Source organism: Streptomyces europaeiscabiei (assembly GCF_036346855.1).
GTDB classification, from domain to species: Bacteria; Actinomycetota; Actinomycetes; order Streptomycetales; family Streptomycetaceae; genus Streptomyces; species Streptomyces europaeiscabiei.
The window spans coordinates 9004500-9019369 of sequence record NZ_CP107841.1 but is presented as its reverse complement, the minus strand read 5'-3'; the positions used below and the strand labels follow the sequence as shown (position 1 = coordinate 9019369).

Annotated in this window: 15 protein-coding genes; 8 read left to right on the top strand and 7 right to left on the bottom strand. The window is 70.9% G+C overall.

Annotated features, from left to right (window positions below):
* The gene (locus tag OG858_RS39225; protein WP_086751330.1) at positions 1-672 is read right to left on the bottom strand and encodes a succinate dehydrogenase; all 672 of its coding nucleotides are present in this window, start codon (positions 670-672) and stop codon (positions 1-3) included.
* A 156-nt stretch (positions 673-828) separates the two neighbouring features.
* Here OG858_RS39225 and OG858_RS39220 point away from each other — a divergent pair, with 156 nt between their 5' ends.
* On the top strand, positions 829-1713 hold the full coding sequence (locus OG858_RS39220; protein WP_037698859.1) for a LysR family transcriptional regulator: 885 nt from the start codon (positions 829-831) through the stop codon (positions 1711-1713).
* 135 nt (positions 1714-1848) lie between these two features.
* On the opposite strand, the gene OG858_RS39215 is transcribed toward OG858_RS39220, so the two are convergent.
* The 3 genes from OG858_RS39215 to OG858_RS39205 all read right to left on the bottom strand — a co-directional run bounded on the left by OG858_RS39215 (position 1849) and on the right by OG858_RS39205 (position 6228).
* Positions 1849-3993: a putative bifunctional diguanylate cyclase/phosphodiesterase gene (locus tag OG858_RS39215; protein ID WP_319318596.1), complete on the bottom strand. Its 2145-nt coding sequence runs from the start codon at positions 3991-3993 to the stop codon at positions 1849-1851.
* Entirely contained in the window at positions 3990-4802 is an 813-nt protein-coding gene (locus OG858_RS39210; RefSeq protein ID WP_086751324.1) for an SAM-dependent methyltransferase, read from the bottom strand. Before OG858_RS39210 ends, OG858_RS39215 begins: the two co-directional genes overlap by 4 nt.
* Before the next feature lie 418 nt (positions 4803-5220).
* Complete coding sequence (locus tag OG858_RS39205; protein WP_086751327.1) at positions 5221-6228, bottom strand: SCO0930 family lipoprotein; 1008 nt, start codon at positions 6226-6228, stop codon at positions 5221-5223.
* A gap of 274 nt (positions 6229-6502) precedes the next feature.
* Here OG858_RS39205 and OG858_RS39200 point away from each other — a divergent pair, with 274 nt between their 5' ends.
* The 3 genes from OG858_RS39200 (at position 6503) to OG858_RS39190 (ending at position 8645) form a co-directional block, all read left to right on the top strand.
* Positions 6503-7117 (top strand): hypothetical protein, encoded by a 615-nt coding sequence (locus OG858_RS39200; RefSeq protein ID WP_319266688.1) that lies wholly within the window; start codon positions 6503-6505, stop codon positions 7115-7117.
* 16 nt (positions 7118-7133) lie between these two features.
* Positions 7134-7898 carry a bestrophin-like domain gene (locus tag OG858_RS39195; RefSeq protein ID WP_319065722.1) on the top strand — a complete coding sequence of 255 codons (765 nt, stop codon included), beginning with the start codon at positions 7134-7136 and terminating at the stop codon, positions 7896-7898.
* 225 nt (positions 7899-8123) lie between these two features.
* Positions 8124-8645 carry a hypothetical protein gene (locus tag OG858_RS39190; protein WP_086752999.1) on the top strand — a complete coding sequence of 174 codons (522 nt, stop codon included), beginning with the start codon at positions 8124-8126 and terminating at the stop codon, positions 8643-8645.
* Between the two features lie 184 nt (positions 8646-8829).
* On the opposite strand, the gene OG858_RS39185 is transcribed toward OG858_RS39190, so the two are convergent.
* The gene (locus OG858_RS39185) at positions 8830-9321 is read right to left on the bottom strand and encodes a hypothetical protein (RefSeq protein ID WP_086751060.1); all 492 of its coding nucleotides are present in this window, start codon (positions 9319-9321) and stop codon (positions 8830-8832) included.
* 331 nt (positions 9322-9652) lie between these two features.
* Here OG858_RS39185 and OG858_RS39180 point away from each other — a divergent pair, with 331 nt between their 5' ends.
* Positions 9653-10324, top strand: a complete 672-nt coding sequence (locus OG858_RS39180) for a class F sortase (RefSeq protein WP_319266685.1) — start codon at positions 9653-9655, stop codon at positions 10322-10324.
* Between the two features lie 93 nt (positions 10325-10417).
* On the opposite strand, the gene OG858_RS39175 is transcribed toward OG858_RS39180, so the two are convergent.
* Positions 10418-11275, bottom strand: coding sequence for a polysaccharide deacetylase family protein (locus OG858_RS39175; protein ID WP_086751058.1), 858 nt, complete (start codon positions 11273-11275; stop codon positions 10418-10420).
* A 314-nt stretch (positions 11276-11589) separates the two neighbouring features.
* Here OG858_RS39175 and OG858_RS39170 point away from each other — a divergent pair, with 314 nt between their 5' ends.
* Entirely contained in the window at positions 11590-12051 is a 462-nt protein-coding gene (locus OG858_RS39170; protein WP_086751057.1) for a universal stress protein, read from the top strand.
* 42 nt (positions 12052-12093) lie between these two features.
* On the opposite strand, the gene OG858_RS39165 is transcribed toward OG858_RS39170, so the two are convergent.
* Positions 12094-13248 (bottom strand): CapA family protein, encoded by a 1155-nt coding sequence (locus OG858_RS39165; RefSeq protein WP_086751056.1) that lies wholly within the window; start codon positions 13246-13248, stop codon positions 12094-12096.
* 219 nt (positions 13249-13467) lie between these two features.
* Here OG858_RS39165 and OG858_RS39160 point away from each other — a divergent pair, with 219 nt between their 5' ends.
* Both OG858_RS39160 and OG858_RS39155 read left to right on the top strand, forming a co-directional pair.
* Complete coding sequence (locus tag OG858_RS39160; RefSeq protein WP_086751061.1) at positions 13468-14013, top strand: sigma-70 family RNA polymerase sigma factor; 546 nt, start codon at positions 13468-13470, stop codon at positions 14011-14013.
* A gap of 156 nt (positions 14014-14169) precedes the next feature.
* Positions 14170-14685 (top strand): hypothetical protein, encoded by a 516-nt coding sequence (locus OG858_RS39155; RefSeq protein WP_037698837.1) that lies wholly within the window; start codon positions 14170-14172, stop codon positions 14683-14685.
* Positions 14686-14870: the final 185 nt, after the last annotated feature.

Below are 14870 nucleotides of genomic sequence, written 5' to 3'. Positions count from 1 at the left end.
TCAGCTCACCACTCCGGTCATGACGGCGAGGGGTACGGAGACGAAGCCCAGGGTCAGCACCAGGGCCAGGGCGTTCGCGGTGGTCCTCAGGGCGCGGTCGCGGGTACGGCTGCCGGCGCCGAGGGTCTGTGCGGCGCTCCAGAAGCCGTGCCGGATGTGCAGGCCGAGGGCGAGCACCGCGACGATGTAGATGACGTTGCCGTACCAGGTGGAGAAGGTGTCGATGACGTTCTGGTACGGGTGTCCGGCCTCGAAGCCGTTCGGGTGGACGGTGCCGGTGGTCAGGTCGAGGATGTGCCAGACGATGAAGAGGCCGAGGATGACGCCGCCCCAGCGCATGGTGCGGGTCGCGTAGCTCGCGCGGCGCTTCTTGTGGACGTACTTGTCCGGCCGGGCCCTGATGTCGCGGCGGCTGAGCTGGTAGGCGGCCGTGGCGTGGGCGACGACCGCGACGACGAGGACCACGCGGACGATCCACAGGGCCCACTCGTGATGCAGGAAGGGCTCGCCGAGGGTGCGCAGCCAGTGCGCGTATCCGTTGAACTCGTCCGAGCCGAAGAAAATCTTGAGGTTGCCGAGCATGTGGGCGACCAGGTACGCCAGCATGATCAGTCCGCTGACGGCCATCACCGTCTTCTTGCCGAGGGAGCTGTCCCACACCGAGCGCGCCAGGGACGGCTTTCGTTCCGACCGTTCCGGCTGTGCCGCCCGTTCCGTCCGCGTTGCCAGAGCCATGCCCCCGACGCTAGAGCGACATCACCCCATCGGTCCAAGACATGAAACAGCTCGATTCGATAGCTGGAAACTATCGTCCCGTATCGTGGCGGGATGCAGTTCCAGCAGCTCCAGTACTTCGTGGCGGTGGCGGAGACCAGGCATTTCACCCGGGCCGCCGAGCTGGTCCATGTGGCGCAGCCGTCGCTCTCGCAGCAGATCAAGGCGCTGGAACGGGAGTTGGGGGCGGACCTCTTCCGGCGGGCGCGCGGCAACATCACCCTCACCGACGCCGGTGAGGCGCTGCTGCCGCTGGCCCGCCGCATCCTCGCGGACACGGACACCGCCCGGCACGAGGTGCAGGAGCTGGTCCAGCTGCGCCGGGGCCGGGTCCGGCTCGGCGCGACCCCGAGCCTGTGCACGGGTCTGCTTCCGGACGTGCTGCGCGCCTTCCACGACCGCTATCCCGGCATCCGGCTGCTGATCGAGGAGGGCGGCTCGCACGACCTCGTACGGCAGCTGGCCCGGGGCGCCCTCGACCTGGCCCTGGTCGTCCTGCCCCTCCCCACGCCCTCCCCCGCTCTGACCACGGTGGAGCTGCTGCGCGAGGACCTGGTCGTGGTCTCCTCCCCGGACGAACCGAGGCCCGGCAACGGCCGCCGTACCGTCCGCGTCCCCGACCTGGAGGGCGAGCGTCTTGTCATGTTCCGCCACGGCTACGACCTGCGCGAACTCACGGTGGCCGCATGCCGCTCCGCCGGCTTCGAGCCGGACTTCGCGGTGGAGGGCGGTGAGATGGACGCGGTGCTGGGCTTCGTCCGGGCCGGCCTCGGCGTCGCCGTCGTCCCCCGTATGGTCGCCACCCGCTCCGGCCGGGGCCTGCGGGTCACCCCGCTGGCCCGGCCCGGCCTGCACCGCACGATCGCCCTGGCCCACCGCAGCGATGTGGCTCCGCCCAGGGCCGCGCGGGAGTTGCAGCGGATGTTGGTCGAGCGATGAAGGCGGGCTTGTTGGTCCCGGGCGCGCCATTGGTCTGCGCGCCGTTTCGGGACTGCGGGTGCGCTGTGGCTGGTCGCGTAGTTCCCCGCGCCCCTTAGGGCGCGCCGCACGCCCCGGCGGCTGTGAAGGGAACCCCTATCCCGTCGCGTCCACCAGCGCCAGTTCGTGCAGCCGCTCGGGCGGGCCCGGGCGGGCGTAGTACCAGCCCTGGGCCGTGTCGCAGCCCAGTATCCGCAGCTGTTCGGCCTGAGCGCCGGTTTCGACGCCCTCGACGGTGACCGCGAGGTCGAGGCTGTGGGCGAGGGAGACGATCCCCTCGACGATCTTCAGGTCGACGGGGTCGGCCGGGAACTGCTGCATGCTCTGGGTGAAGGACCGGTCCAGCTTCAGGACACGGACCGGCAGCCGGCGGAGGTTGGCGAGGTTGGAGTAGCCGGTGCCGAAGTCGTCGAGGGCGATGTCGACGCCCATCTCGGAAAGTCTGCGCAGGGGTTTGAGCAGGTCGTCGTCGGCGCCGATCAGGGCGGACTCGGTGACCTCCAGGCAGAGGGCGTCCGGTTGGAGCCCGGCGCGCTCCAGGATGTCCACCGTGTCCTGGACCAGCCCGGGGTGGGTCAGCTGACACGGGGAGAGGTTGACGTTGACGCGCAGCGGGCCGCCCGCTCCCGTGCCGCCGTGCCGTTCCTGCCACGCGCGGGCCTGCCGCACCGACTGCTCCAGGACCCAGCGGCCGAGCGGCACGATCAGGCCGGTGCGCTCGGCGAGCGGGATGAAGCGGTCGGGGCCGAGGACTCCGTGCTGCGGGTGCAGCCAGCGGACCAGGGCCTCTGCACCGCGCACGGTCCCGTCACCGAGATGGACCAGCGGCTGGTACTCGATGAAGAACTCGCCCCGGTCCAGGGCCGCGGGCAGGGCGGTGGTCAGCCCGTGCCGGGTGATCGCGCGCGCGTCGGCCTCCGCGTCGGCCATCTCGTAGCGGTTGCCGCCCGCCGACTTGGCCCGGTACATCGTGATGTCGGCGCTGCGCAGCACCTCCGCCGGGCCGCGCTCCCCCGCCGGTCCCTCGACGATGCCGATGCTGCCACGGACCAGCAGCTCCCGGCCTTCGATGCGGACCGGGGTGACCAGCGCGTTCATGATGCGGTCGGCGAGTTCGTCGACCTCGCGTTCGGTGTCGGCGCCGGTGGTCAGCGCCACGAACTCATCACCGCCGAGCCGGGCGACCATCTCGCCGGGCGCGGTCGCGCAGGACTGCAGCCGGTCGGCGACCTCGACGAGCAGCCGGTCCCCGGCCGCGTGGCCGAGGCTGTCGTTGATGGTCTTGAAGCCGTCGAGGTCGAGGTAGCAGAGGCCGAAGCGCTGGCCGTCGCCCGCGGCGAGAGCCTTCTCCAGGCGCTCGAAGAACAGGGTGCGGTTGGGCAGTCCGGTGAGCGCGTCGTGCGTGGCCTCGTAGCGGAGGCGGAGGTTGAGCAGCCGGCGCTCGGTGGTGTCCTCCATGAGGGCCAGCTGGTACTGGGGCCGGCCGTCCGCGTCCCGCAGCAGGGACACCGTCAGGTTGGTCCACAGGACCGTTCCGTCCGGTCGGTGGAACGCCTTTTCGGTGTGGTAGTGCTCGCGGTCGCCGCGGACCAGCTCCTCGTAGAGGCGCCACACCTGGGGCGCGTCCTCGGGGTGTTTCCACTCCGGGACGCGGCGCCCGCGCATCGTCTGCTCGGTGACCCCGAACATGCGTTGTAGCGCGCCGTTGACCTGGAGGATGTTGCCTTCGAGGTCGGCGATGCCGATGCCTATGGCGGCGCCCTCGAACACCGCGCGGAAACGGGCCTCGGTCGCGTGCAGCGCCAGCGCGACCGCGCCCTGGGCCTCCAGCGCCGCACGGGCGATCGCCTCCTGCTCGGCCAGTGTCCGCTGCCGCAGCGCCTCGGCGAATCCGGCGGCCATCGCGGACTGCAGCCGTGCGGCGCGGGCCCGCAGATCCTCCTGGGGCCCGTCGCCGCCGCAGTAGAGCACCAGATAGGCGTCTACGCAGTCCAGCGTCCGGCCGAGCGCCTCGGGTTCGGTGCAGTGCGCCTCGACGAGGGCGGCGCCGACGGCCTTGGCCGCCTCGGCGTCGTACGTCCTGGCGAGCAGCGCCTCGCTCAGCCTGCGGGCCAGCGGCAGCAGCTGTTCCTCGAACTCGGGCCGGGTCAGCGACGTGGAGGTGGCGGGGAAGACCGCGCGGCTCCAGATCGTCGCGAACCGGCGGAGTCTGTCCTCCGGCCCGTCCGGCTCCGCCCTCACGCCTTGGTCCCCACGCCGGCGAACCCCGAGAAGGCGTACGGATCCTCGTCGTCGGGAGCCGTGTCGGGCCGCCACTTCGCCATCGGCACCAGTCCGGGTTCCACCATGTCGTACCCCTCGAAGAACCGCGCGATCTCACCTCGAGAGCGCATGATCAGCGGATTGTGAATGTCCTTGTACACGTCCACCGCGCCCTCGACCCGCTCCCGGGGGAGCGGAATTCCCTCGTAGGAGGTGTGCGAGACGACGAGTAAGCTGCCGGGCGCGAGCGCGTCGCGCAGCTCGGCCACCGCTCCGTACGGGTCGTCCGTGTCCTCCACGAAGTGCAGTATGGCAACCAGGAGCAGGGCGACCGGCCGGTTCAGGTCGATCAGTCGCTCGACGTGGGGGCTCGTGAGGATGTCGAGGGGCTTGCGGAGGTCGGCCGCGATCACGTCCGCGTCGTCGTTCCCCTCCAGAACCGCCTGGCTGTGTGCTACGGCCACCGGGTCGTGATCCACGTGGACGACCCGGGCGCCGGGGCTGGCGTCCTGGGCGACTTCGTGCACGTTTCCGAAGGTGGGGATCCCGGATCCGATGTCCAGGAACTGGGTGATGCCCGAGCCGGCGGCATACCGCACGGCTCGGCGCATGAACGCCCGGTTCGCCTGCATGATCTTGGGCAGGCCCGGCACGAACTCCATGGCCCTTCGGGCCGCTTCCCGGTCGACCTCGAAGTTGTGCGAACCGCCCAGGTAGTAGTCGTGCATGCGCGCCACGGACGGCATCGAGATGTCGATGCTCCGCGGCGCCCAGGCGGGACGCTCCATCTGTGTTCTCCAACGCGTCGGGGGTGGCGTAGGCGATCCGGTGTTCGAGCTGAGGCTACTGATCGCCCGCCGAAGGAGCGAGCGAAAACGGAAATTGACCGTCCGTTCAAGTCCACTGCCGATGGCACATGCCCAACCATCGCCCCGACCATGCCTGTTCGACCCCGGACGTTACCGCCGCCCCGACCATCCCTGTTCGACCCCGGACGTTACCGCCGCCCCGGCAACGCCTGTGCCCGGACACCGCTGTTCGCGTGTCCGGGCATACCAAGCGGTCCGCCCCCTCCGTGCGGTGCGGAGGGGGCGGACCTGGATCGGTCGCGCTGGTGTGGTGCGTCCGGCACTCTTCTTCTCGTCCACTCCCTTCCGCGTGCGGTGTTGTGAGTGGCGAGGCGACCCACCCTGGGGAAGGTGATCCTTACTTCTGCGCGCCGATCGGCTCTCCGTCGCCGTTGATGGCGAACCAGGTGCCGCCGACACCCTGGCCGTTGGTGTCGCCGGGCGACTTGTCGTTGGCGAAGGTGTAGAGCGGGATGCAGTTGATGGTCTGCTGCTTGAAGCCGTCAGGACGGTCGAAGACCGTGTAGCCCTTCAGCAGGATGCCCTTGGTGTCGTTCTTGTCGACCGGGGCGACGACGGGCCACTTGTCGAGGCAGGCGCCGGTGCACTTGGTGGACATCGGCCACTGCTTGTCCTTGAGGAACCGGTAGACCGTCATGCCGTTCTTGTCGACGACGATCTCGCCGAGCTTGGCGTCGTTGCGGGTGGTCAGGCCGGCCTGCTCGACGGCCTCGCCACCGGTGCCGCCGGTGCCGCCCGTACCGCCGCCGGAACCGCCCTTGGTGGAGGCCTTCTTGCCGTTGGGGGCCGAGGCGAACCAGGTGCCCTTGAGGCCCTGGCCCTTGATGTCACCGGCCTTGGTGTCCTTGGCGAAGTAGTACATGGGCCAGCCGCCGACCGTCAGCTGCTTGGTGCCGTCGGGACGGCTGACCTCGCCGAGCAGAGCCTTGTCGACACCCTCGGCGGCGGTGGCGCCCGAGGCGGGCACCGGCGGCCAGGTGGTGGCGCACTCGCCCTCACAGGTCGTCTTCGGCGGCTCGAAGGAGTCCTTGTCGAAGCGGTACAGGGTGCGTCCGGCGCTGTCCGTGAGGACCTTGCCGTACTCGTCGCTGTTCCACACCGTCAGCTGGCCCGCGGAGGCCGCCGTGGTGGACTGGGCCTGGTCCGACGTGTCGGAACCGGCCGCGCCGACACCGGCCGTGCCGGTCCCGGTGCCCGCGATGGTGCCGGCGCCGAGCGTCGGGGTGGAAGCGGCGCCCACGTTCTGCGAGGACGTCGACCCCTGTTCCTGACCGCACGCCGTCGTCAGCACCAGTACAGCCGCAGCTGTCGCTACGAGTGAGGCGCTCCGCCAGGAGGTCTTCATTCCAACTCCCCGTGTATCCGGTGGGTGTTGCAGCGCCCTACTGCGCCGCTTGCTGGTCCTAAGTACGGGCGGGAGTGGCTGGTGTGTTCAACGCTGCACGATTTTCTTTCCGGAGCCTGTGCTTCGGTTCGCGCCGCCTGCCTGCGGAGGTATCGAAAGCGGGGTCAGCATCGTGCGACCGCACTCAAACCTTCGGGGCCCGTTCTTCCCTCTTTTGGAGCAATCGGTCCGTGCTCCCGCGTACGCGGGCGCGCGAGCACGGATGATCTCCGACGTGCAAGGACCCCAGCGGACCCGATCCGCTCTCGCCCTACGGCTGTCGGCCCTGCTCGCACTGACCTGGCTCCTCACCGGAGCACCGAGCGGCACGGCAGTCGCCGACGCCTGCGCGTACGCCACCGTCGGCCCGCACAGCGCGGGCGCGGTCGCCGTGGCGATCGGGGGCACCGACTCCTGCGAGCCGGAGCCGCCGACCACCCCGCCGCCGACCCCCACCCCCACACCGTCGTGCCCACCGGAGCCGACGCCCACCCCGGACCCCCCACCCGCTCCGACGCCGAAGCCCACCCCCACCCCGGATCCCGCTCCGGACCCCCCGCCCGCTCCGAAGCCGCCACCCACCCCGCCCCCGAGGCCCGCGCCACCGCCGCCTCCACCACCACCGCCCGTCACCGAGGCGGCCCGGCCCGTCCCCCGCCCGACCCCCACCCCGAAGCCGAAACGCAGGCCGAGCACCCGCCCCGAGATCTCGCCGACACCGGTGAGCTACCCGCCGTACCGGGCCCCGTCGCACTCGGGGACCAAGCGCTCCGGTCCGTCCCTCGTCTCGCTCGCCCTGCTCGTCACCGTGCCCGCGGTGTTCGCCGCCGCAGCACTGCGTCCGCGCTGACCCCTGGAGGAACCTCTTGTCGGAATGGCTTGTTCTCACCCTCGCGATGGGGGCGGCCTGTCTGGTCGTCCTCATCGTGGCCGTAGTACGGCATCACGCCGCACCCGCGGACGAGGACCCGTCCGAGACCCCGGACGTCATCGAGTACATCACCATGATGATCGGCGTGGTGTACGCCATCGTGCTGGGCCTGGCCATCGCCGGCGTCTGGGAGGCCCGCAGCGTCGCCCAGGACCAGGTCCAGACGGAGGCGCAGGCACTGCACGAGATCAGTGAACGGGTGCGGGTGTACCCCGAGGACGTACGCGACCGCATCCGCGGCGACATCGAGGCGTACGTCGGCCACGTCGTGTCCACCGAGTGGAAGGTCATGGCGGAGAAGGGCGAGGTGACCGAGCGCGGCGCCGAGCTGTTCGAGACCGTCCGCCACGACGTCACCGACTACGAGCCGGGCAGCGACTTCGAGGCGCAGGCCTACCAGCCGCTGCTCGACCAGGTGGCCGTGGCCGACGCCGCACGCGGCAGCCGCGCCGACTCCACCGGCGAGACGATGCCCGGGGTGGTGTGGTTCGGCCTGATCACCGGCGCCGTCGTGACGGTCGGCATGGTGTTCGCCCTGCAGATCCGGCGTACGCCCCGCGAGCTGATCCTCGCCGGCCTGTTCTCCGCGCTCATCGCGTTCCTGTTGTTCCTCGTCTGGGACTTCGACGCGCCCTACAGCCGGGGTCTGTCGGCCACCGCGGATCCGTTCCTGACCCTGTTCCCGAACGCGGGCGGGTGACGGTTCCTCGAACCCGGCCGTGCGGCCGGGGGACGAGCGCCACGCCGCGCCCGTCCTCCGGCCGTACGTATGCCGGTCCCCTGTGCGGAGCACATGCTTGCCCCATTCGCGCGACTGCGATCGCGCCACCGGGCGCACCTTCCTAGCGTTTCGGTCATCGAGGTGCATTTCAGGCGCAGGCGGAATCGGTCCGCGGCGGGCTCCTCGGGGACCCGGAGGCACATCATGCGCGCGATACGCGTCGCTTCGGCCGCTCTGCTGGGCTTGACCGCCCTCTCCCTCACCGCTCCGGCCGCGCACGCGGCACGGGCCGGCGACATCACGTCGTTCGGCTTCGGCGTCGTGCCCTCGACGGTCGCCGCCGGCGGACAGGTGACCCTGCGCGTCGACGGCTGCCACCGCAGGACGACCGTCTCCTCGGGCGTCTTCGACACCGTCACCATCCCCAGGGGCCAGTCCGCGGCCACGGCGACCGTCGACTGGGACGCCAGGCCCGGCACGGTGTACGAGGTGACGTTCCAGTGCGGCGACGAGAGCGGCCGGACGGATCTCACCATCGCCTCCGGCCGCCCGACCCATCACCCCACCCATCACCACCCCACCCGTGGCTCCCACGCGGGGGCCGGCGGCACCGTCGCGGGCTTCGACCTTCACGAGCTCGGCCTCGGCGCCGCGCTCGTCGCGGGTTCGCTGACGGCGGCCTGGCGCTGGTCGCGCCGCCGCCCCGAGGACGGCAGCCACACCTGACCGCCGTTCCTCGTACGTGGCACAGCCCTTCGCCCCGAAGCCTCACGGGTTCCGGGGCGAAGGGCTGTGCCACGTACGATCCGTGCTCCGAAGGGGCGGGCGGGCCGGATCTCTTTCTCGGACTCGGATCTCGTGCTCGGACCCAGATCTCTGGTTCTCGGACCCAGATCTCTGGTTCTCGGACTCAGATCTTGTTCTCTGCGCGGCGGCGCATCCAGAACACACCTCCGCCGACGACCGCGGCCGTCACCAGTCCGCCGCCGATCGCGATGTCGGTCGGCGTGGCCCCGGTGGAGCTGCTGCCGCCGAGACCGCCGCGGACACCGCCGATGACGGTGAAGACGCCGGTGAACGTCTTGCGCTTGCCCTCACAGTTGGTGGTGACGCTGTACGAGCCGGGGCCGGCGTCGGCGTTGACCCGCACCCTGGCCGTGGCGGTCGTGCCGCCCATGGAGGCGAGATTCGTGGTGGGGAACGCGTTCGAGCCGATGGTGCTGCCGGCGATCGCGCACGCGTCACCGCCCTTGACGGTGAGGACGAGCTGCCCGCCGCGGGCGATGACGTTGGGGGCGGCCGTGACCGAGCTCGGCTGGTCCCAGGCGGCGGCCGTCGGTGCGGCGACGCCGACCAGGGCGACCGCGGCGGCCGAGGCCGCCAGGACACGAGTAGTACGCATGTGATCCTCCGCGGAAGACGCCCCGGGTCCCGTCCCCGGTCGATCGGCGAGAAAACGCCTCCCAGAAAAGACCCTCAGATGCCGTGCGCGGGGCCGCATTTCGGCGATGGTCCGTCCTGGTGAGGGGACACGCCGGGATATCTCCGCACGATCGGAATCGCCGCAGGTCACGGACCGTCAGAAAATTCCTCCGGGCGGCGACTCGGATGGCGCAGAACTCCCCTCACCGCCACCCGTTCGCACCTGCCCCGTCGCCTTCGCCGTGCGGCACGCTTAGCTTTTTCGTATGCGCGACGGACACGGCGACGGCCGGGTCGAGAGGGGATGGCGAATGTCTTCGTCCGGACCGGCCGAGGCCGAATGGGAGGAGCCGCGGAAGAAGCGCGCTCCGTGGGGCGTGATAGCGCTTGTTCTGCTGACCGGCCTCGCGCTGATCCGGAACGGCTCGGGGGAGTTCGACGTGGGCCCGCCGCAGCCCGCGTCGGCGGCGGCCGCGGACGGCCGCAGCACACCGCACGCCACCTTCACCGACGTCCCCGACCCGATGCCGTACGCCATGGTCGACCGGGTGCTGATCCCCTCGATCCGCGTCGACGCGCCGGCCATGCCCGTCGGGCTGGACACGCAGGGCTGGGTGGACGCGCCGCCGGCCCGGGACCCGAATCTCGCGGGCTGGTTCACCGGCGCGGTCTCCCCCGGCGAGAAGGGCACGGCCGTCGTCGTCGGCCATGTCGACAACAATCAGGGCCCCGCCGTGTTCTACGGGCTCGGGGCATTGAAGAAGGGCGCCAAGGTCGAGATCAGGCGCGCGGACAGAAAGACCGCCGTGTTCGAGATCTACGGCATCGAGGTATTCGAGAAGAACAACTTCCCGGGCGACCGGGTCTACGGAAACAGTGGTATTCCCGAATTGCGGGTCATCACCTGCGGGGGCGGTTTCTCCAAGCAGAACGGCTACGACGGGAACGTCGTCGTGTTCGCCCGCCTGGTCGATGTTCGCTGAGCGTTCCCCCGCCGGGCGGGCGAGTTGCCGCGGGAATCCCGCTGCGCGTACGGGCTGTCTTCATGGCCCATGCCACAGGCCGGGCATGCGGGCCTATGTGTATCGCCGCTGGGGCACGGTGATGCGGTAACCGGAGTCCAGCAGGCCGGGCAGGTATTCGCGCAGCGCCCGTACGCTCTGCGAGCGGTCGCCGCCCGCGTCGTGGGAGAGCACGACGACGCCGGGGCCCGCTCCGTCCTCCACCCGCTCGGCGATGGTGTGCGCGCCGGGCCTCCGCCAGTCGAGGGTGTCCACCGTCCAGGCCAGCGGCTCCATTCCGAGCTCGGCGCCGAACCGGAACGCGGCCCTGTTCCAGGCTCCGTACGGGGCACGGAACCACAGCGGCGGTTCGCCGTAGGTCTTCTCGATGATCTCGCAGGTGCGGGCCATCTCCACATGGATCCTGGACCGGGAGAGGGTGGTGAGCAGTGGATGGGACCAGGTGTGGTTGCCGACCACGTGGCCGTCGTCGGCCATCTCCCGCAGCAGGTCCTTGTGCTGGACCGCCATCTCGCCGCACACGAAGAACATCGCCCGGACGTCGTGGTCGCGGAGGATCCGCAGGATGTCCGGGGTGTAGCGGGGGTCGGGGCCGTCGTCGAAGGTCAGCACCATGGTCCGGCCGCGCCCGTCCACCCTCAGGAACGGCTCGCGCCGGACGGCGGCCCGCACGAGGGTGCGGCGCCGGGTGTGCGGGCCGTACCCGGCGATGGGCTGGAGACGGTAGGAGGAGGGCCTGAGCGCCGGGCGGGCCACGGGACCGGCCGCCGGGACGGAGGCGCCGGTCGGTGCCGGAGCGGCGGCCCCGTCGCCGATGAGCAGGCCGGCGGTGCCCGCCGTACCGGCCACGCCCAGCAGGGCGGTGCCGCCCGTCAACACATGGCGACGCGTGAACATCTGATCCTTCGTCATGACTCATCAGTCGACCAAGGCGGGGACGGCGCACCACTGCGACACCGGTGCGGCGGCATGGAAACACCCGATGGGAGTAGCTGTCCGCGCCCCCGCCACGCACCCGGCGCACGCCGGAACTCGGGTTCACGGATGCTCGGGTTCTCGGTGCTCGGGTTCTCGGATGCTCGGTGCTCGGTTCTCGGATGCTCGGTTCTCGGATGCTCGGGTTCACGGGTGCTCGGTGCTCGGGTTCACGGATTCTCGGTGCTCGGATGCTCGGTGCTCGGTGCTCGGGTTCACGGGTTCACGGGTTCACGGATAGCCTCGCGACCGTGACCGATCAGCGAGCGCACCGGTTCGAACGAGGCACCGACGGGCCCAAGGTCGTCCTCGTCGGGCTGGACGGCTCCGACACGTCCCTGCGGGCCGTGGCGTACGCCGCCGGCCTCGCCCGCCGCCAGCACGCGCTGCTCGCGATCGTGTACGTACAGCCGCTGCTGGCGGCCGGTGCGGCGCTCGGGGTACCGGTGGCCGGGACGACCGAGGAGATCGCCGCGCACCTCGTCGCGGAGATCCGGGAGGCCGCCGAGCAGGTGAAGGGCGTCTTCGAGGTGCGCTGGGAGTTCCACACCTTCCGCGGCGACCCGTTCAACGGCCTGGTGACGGCGGCGGACCAGCTCAAGGCGGACGCGGTCGTGGTGGGCGCCTCCCAGCAGGCGGGCCACCGCATCGTCGGCTCGGTGGCCCTGCGTCTGGTGAAGGCGGGCCGCTGGCCGGTGACGGTGGTGCCGTAGGTCCAGCGGGGCCGAACGCGGCTCCGGGAGCGCGCACGGCGGCTACCGCCCCATGACCAACCCGTCCTGCGCCGCGCCCCGGCTGAGGACGACGTCCCGGATGCGGTCGCGCACGGCGGTGACGTCCACCCCCGCCCCGGAGGCGATCGCGGAGTTGAGCTCGACGACCCGCCCCCGGGCGACGTCGAACCACTGCGGCACGAACTCCGCCCGGCTCACCGCCCAGCGGTCGCCCGCACGTACGGGCGGGGCGAAGGTGAACCGGGCCAGGGTGCTCTGGTTGCCGCGCGCATCGACGGCACCGGAGTGGTTGCGCATCTCCCCCGCCACCTGGTCGCCCATCCCGTACACGACCCAGGTCCCGTTGACCTTCTCGTACGCCTGCGGGACGTGCGCGTGCGTGCCGAGGATCAGATCGATGTCGGGCCGCCCGCCGGTGGCCGCCTCCGTGAGCTCCTCCCCCAGGCTCAACTGCTGTGCGTCCGGCGCGTCCTGCCACTCCGTCCCCCAGTGCAGCGACACGACCACGACGTCGGCGCCCGCCCGCCGGGCGGCGCGCGCGTCCGCCACGATCCGCTCCCGGTCGATCAGGTTCACGGCCCAGGGCCGGTCCGCCGGCAGCGGAATGCCGTTCGTCCCGTAGGTGTACGCCAGATGCGCCACCTGAGCGCCCCCCGCGCGCATCAACGTCGGACTCTGCGCCTCCGCTGCTGTACGCGCCGATCCCGCGTGCCGTACGCCGACGCGATCGAGCGCGTCCAGCGTGCGCTGGATACCGGGCGCGCCGTCGTCCAGTGTGTGGTTCGAGGCGGTGGAGCACGCGTCGTACCCCGTGGCCGCCAGCCCCTCCGCCACCTGCGGCGGTGACCTGAACACCGGGTAGCCGCTGTAGTTCCCGTCCGCCCCGTAGACCGTCTCCATATGACAGATCGCCAGATCGGCCCCGGACACCACGGGTTTCACACCCGCGAGCATCGGCCCGAATGCGTAGCCGTCGCCGCCCGCGTCGATGTACGCCTTCTCGATGATCGACATGTGCGGGAGGACGTCGCCGGAGGCGACGAGGGTGAAGCCGCGGCCGTCACCGACGGGGGCCGACGGACCGGGCCGAGGGGACGAACCCCGGTGCTGACAGGCGGCGGTCGCGGTGAGGAGGACAGCGAGGGCAAGGGCGGTGGGTCCCCTGTGTGCGGTCATGGATGAGCACCCCAACCTAGTCACATTTAATGACGAGTCAGTAAGAATCCATACACATCGCCACATACCAGTCAAGTGGGCATACGGGCGCACCGTCGCATGGCGGGTCCGTCCGGCGGCGGACCGTTCGTCGCACCGTTCGCCGACAGGTTCGACCGCCCGCCGCACACCCGTGACCGGCCCCTGTCCCCGCGTCGCGCCCCGCGTTCCCATACGGCCATGACGGCCGGAACCACGATCACCGACGGGACGACCGCCGAAAACGAGCTGGCCGAACTCCAGCGCGAACACGGCCGCCCCCTCTTCGCCCTGCTGCTGCGGCTCTCCGACGGGGACCGGCATCGCGCCGAGGACCTGGTGCAGGAGACCTTCGTGCGCGCCTGGCAGCACCCCGAGGCGCTGCGCGCCGACGACTTCGACTCCGTACGCCCCTGGCTGCTCACCGTCGGGCGGCGGCTCGCCATAGACGCGCGCCGGGCCCGGCAGGCGCGCCCCGCCGAGGTGGGGGACGCGGTGCTGGAGAACGCGCGAGTGATGGCCGATCACGCCGAACGGTCGGTGGCGAGCCTCGATGTGCGCGAAGCTGTGAAGACACTCACTCCCGAGCACCGCGAAGTACTGGTGCAGGTGTACTTCCAGGGGGCGAGTGTGGCGGAGGCCGCCGAAGCCCTCGGTATCCCGCCCGGTACGGTGAAATCTCGCGCGTACTACGCGCTGCGCGCCCTGCGCCGGGTGCTTCCCGGATACGCGGCCGACCTGCGGTGAAACCCATGGCCGAGTCAAACCTCCGTAAAGCGCCTTGCAGAGGACCCCGGTTGAGCAATCAGCTGTCTTCTATCCGTGTTCCGGATGGGGACCCGGGGCCTGGTCTCCAGGCCCGGGGTCGGGCGACGCGCACGCACCGGAGGAAGGCAGGAAGGGATGCTGCACAGAGGTCAAGAGAGCACGGACGGCGCCGGCGGCGGCGAACTGTCCGTCCCGATGGCGTGGTTCTATGCCGAGTACATCGCGGAGGAGCTGCTGCGGACGGGCGACCTGATGCCGCCGACGTCCTTCGAATTCCGTGCGGGGCGGGACGCCCTGGCGCTGACCATCTTCCTCTCGGACGCGGGCGGTGAACTCTCCGGCATCCGGGTCGTGACCCAGCTGGAGACCTGGCTGTCGCTGACGGCGTACGACCAGCCGTGGCAGGACTGGGTGCGCGAGCGCACGGCGCACTTCACCGCCGAGGCGCTGGAGTCGGGCGGCCCGTCGCCGGACCTGGAGCTGGCGGTCGCGGCGTGGCGCTGGCTGGAGGAGACGGAGCTGCTCGCCCCCGACCTGGACGCGGTGCCGGGTGGCGGCGCGGTCCTCGGAGAGGACGACGGCCCAAAGGTCTGGACGCCGGCCTGGCAGCTCGGTCTGCCGCTGGGGCACCTGGCGATCCACCTCTTCTAGCACCGGCACCCCGTGTTCAGGTGGCGGCCACCCGGCTGTCCCGGCCTTGATGAACCAGGTTTTTCGGTCCTGGACCAATCCGCGCGGCGGAGGGCTCCGAATCTTTTGGTTGGCATTGGTCGTGGGGCTTGAGTGATTCGCCGGTCCGGTCCGTACCGGTGGGGGCAGGAAGCAACCCCCACCGC

Excerpts from the sequence above, each read along its gene's own strand:
- OG858_RS39220 (WP_037698859.1), top strand. The coding sequence starts at position 829 with ATGCAGTTCCAGCAGCTCCAGTACTTCGTGGCGGTGGCGGAGACCAGG.
- OG858_RS39210 (WP_086751324.1), bottom strand. The coding sequence starts at position 4,802 with ATGGAGCGTCCCGCCTGGGCGCCGCGGAGCATCGACATCTCGATGCCG.
- OG858_RS39205 (WP_086751327.1), bottom strand. The coding sequence starts at position 6,228 with ATGAAGACCTCCTGGCGGAGCGCCTCACTCGTAGCGACAGCTGCGGCT.
- OG858_RS39190 (WP_086752999.1), top strand. The coding sequence starts at position 8,124 with ATGCGCGCGATACGCGTCGCTTCGGCCGCTCTGCTGGGCTTGACCGCC.
- OG858_RS39185 (WP_086751060.1), bottom strand. The coding sequence starts at position 9,321 with ATGCGTACTACTCGTGTCCTGGCGGCCTCGGCCGCCGCGGTCGCCCTG.
- OG858_RS39180 (WP_319266685.1), top strand. The coding sequence starts at position 9,653 with ATGTCTTCGTCCGGACCGGCCGAGGCCGAATGGGAGGAGCCGCGGAAG.
- OG858_RS39175 (WP_086751058.1), bottom strand. The coding sequence starts at position 11,275 with ATGACGAAGGATCAGATGTTCACGCGTCGCCATGTGTTGACGGGCGGC.
- OG858_RS39165 (WP_086751056.1), bottom strand. The coding sequence starts at position 13,248 with ATGACCGCACACAGGGGACCCACCGCCCTTGCCCTCGCTGTCCTCCTC.
- OG858_RS39160 (WP_086751061.1), top strand. The coding sequence starts at position 13,468 with ATGACGGCCGGAACCACGATCACCGACGGGACGACCGCCGAAAACGAG.
- OG858_RS39155 (WP_037698837.1), top strand. The coding sequence starts at position 14,170 with ATGCTGCACAGAGGTCAAGAGAGCACGGACGGCGCCGGCGGCGGCGAA.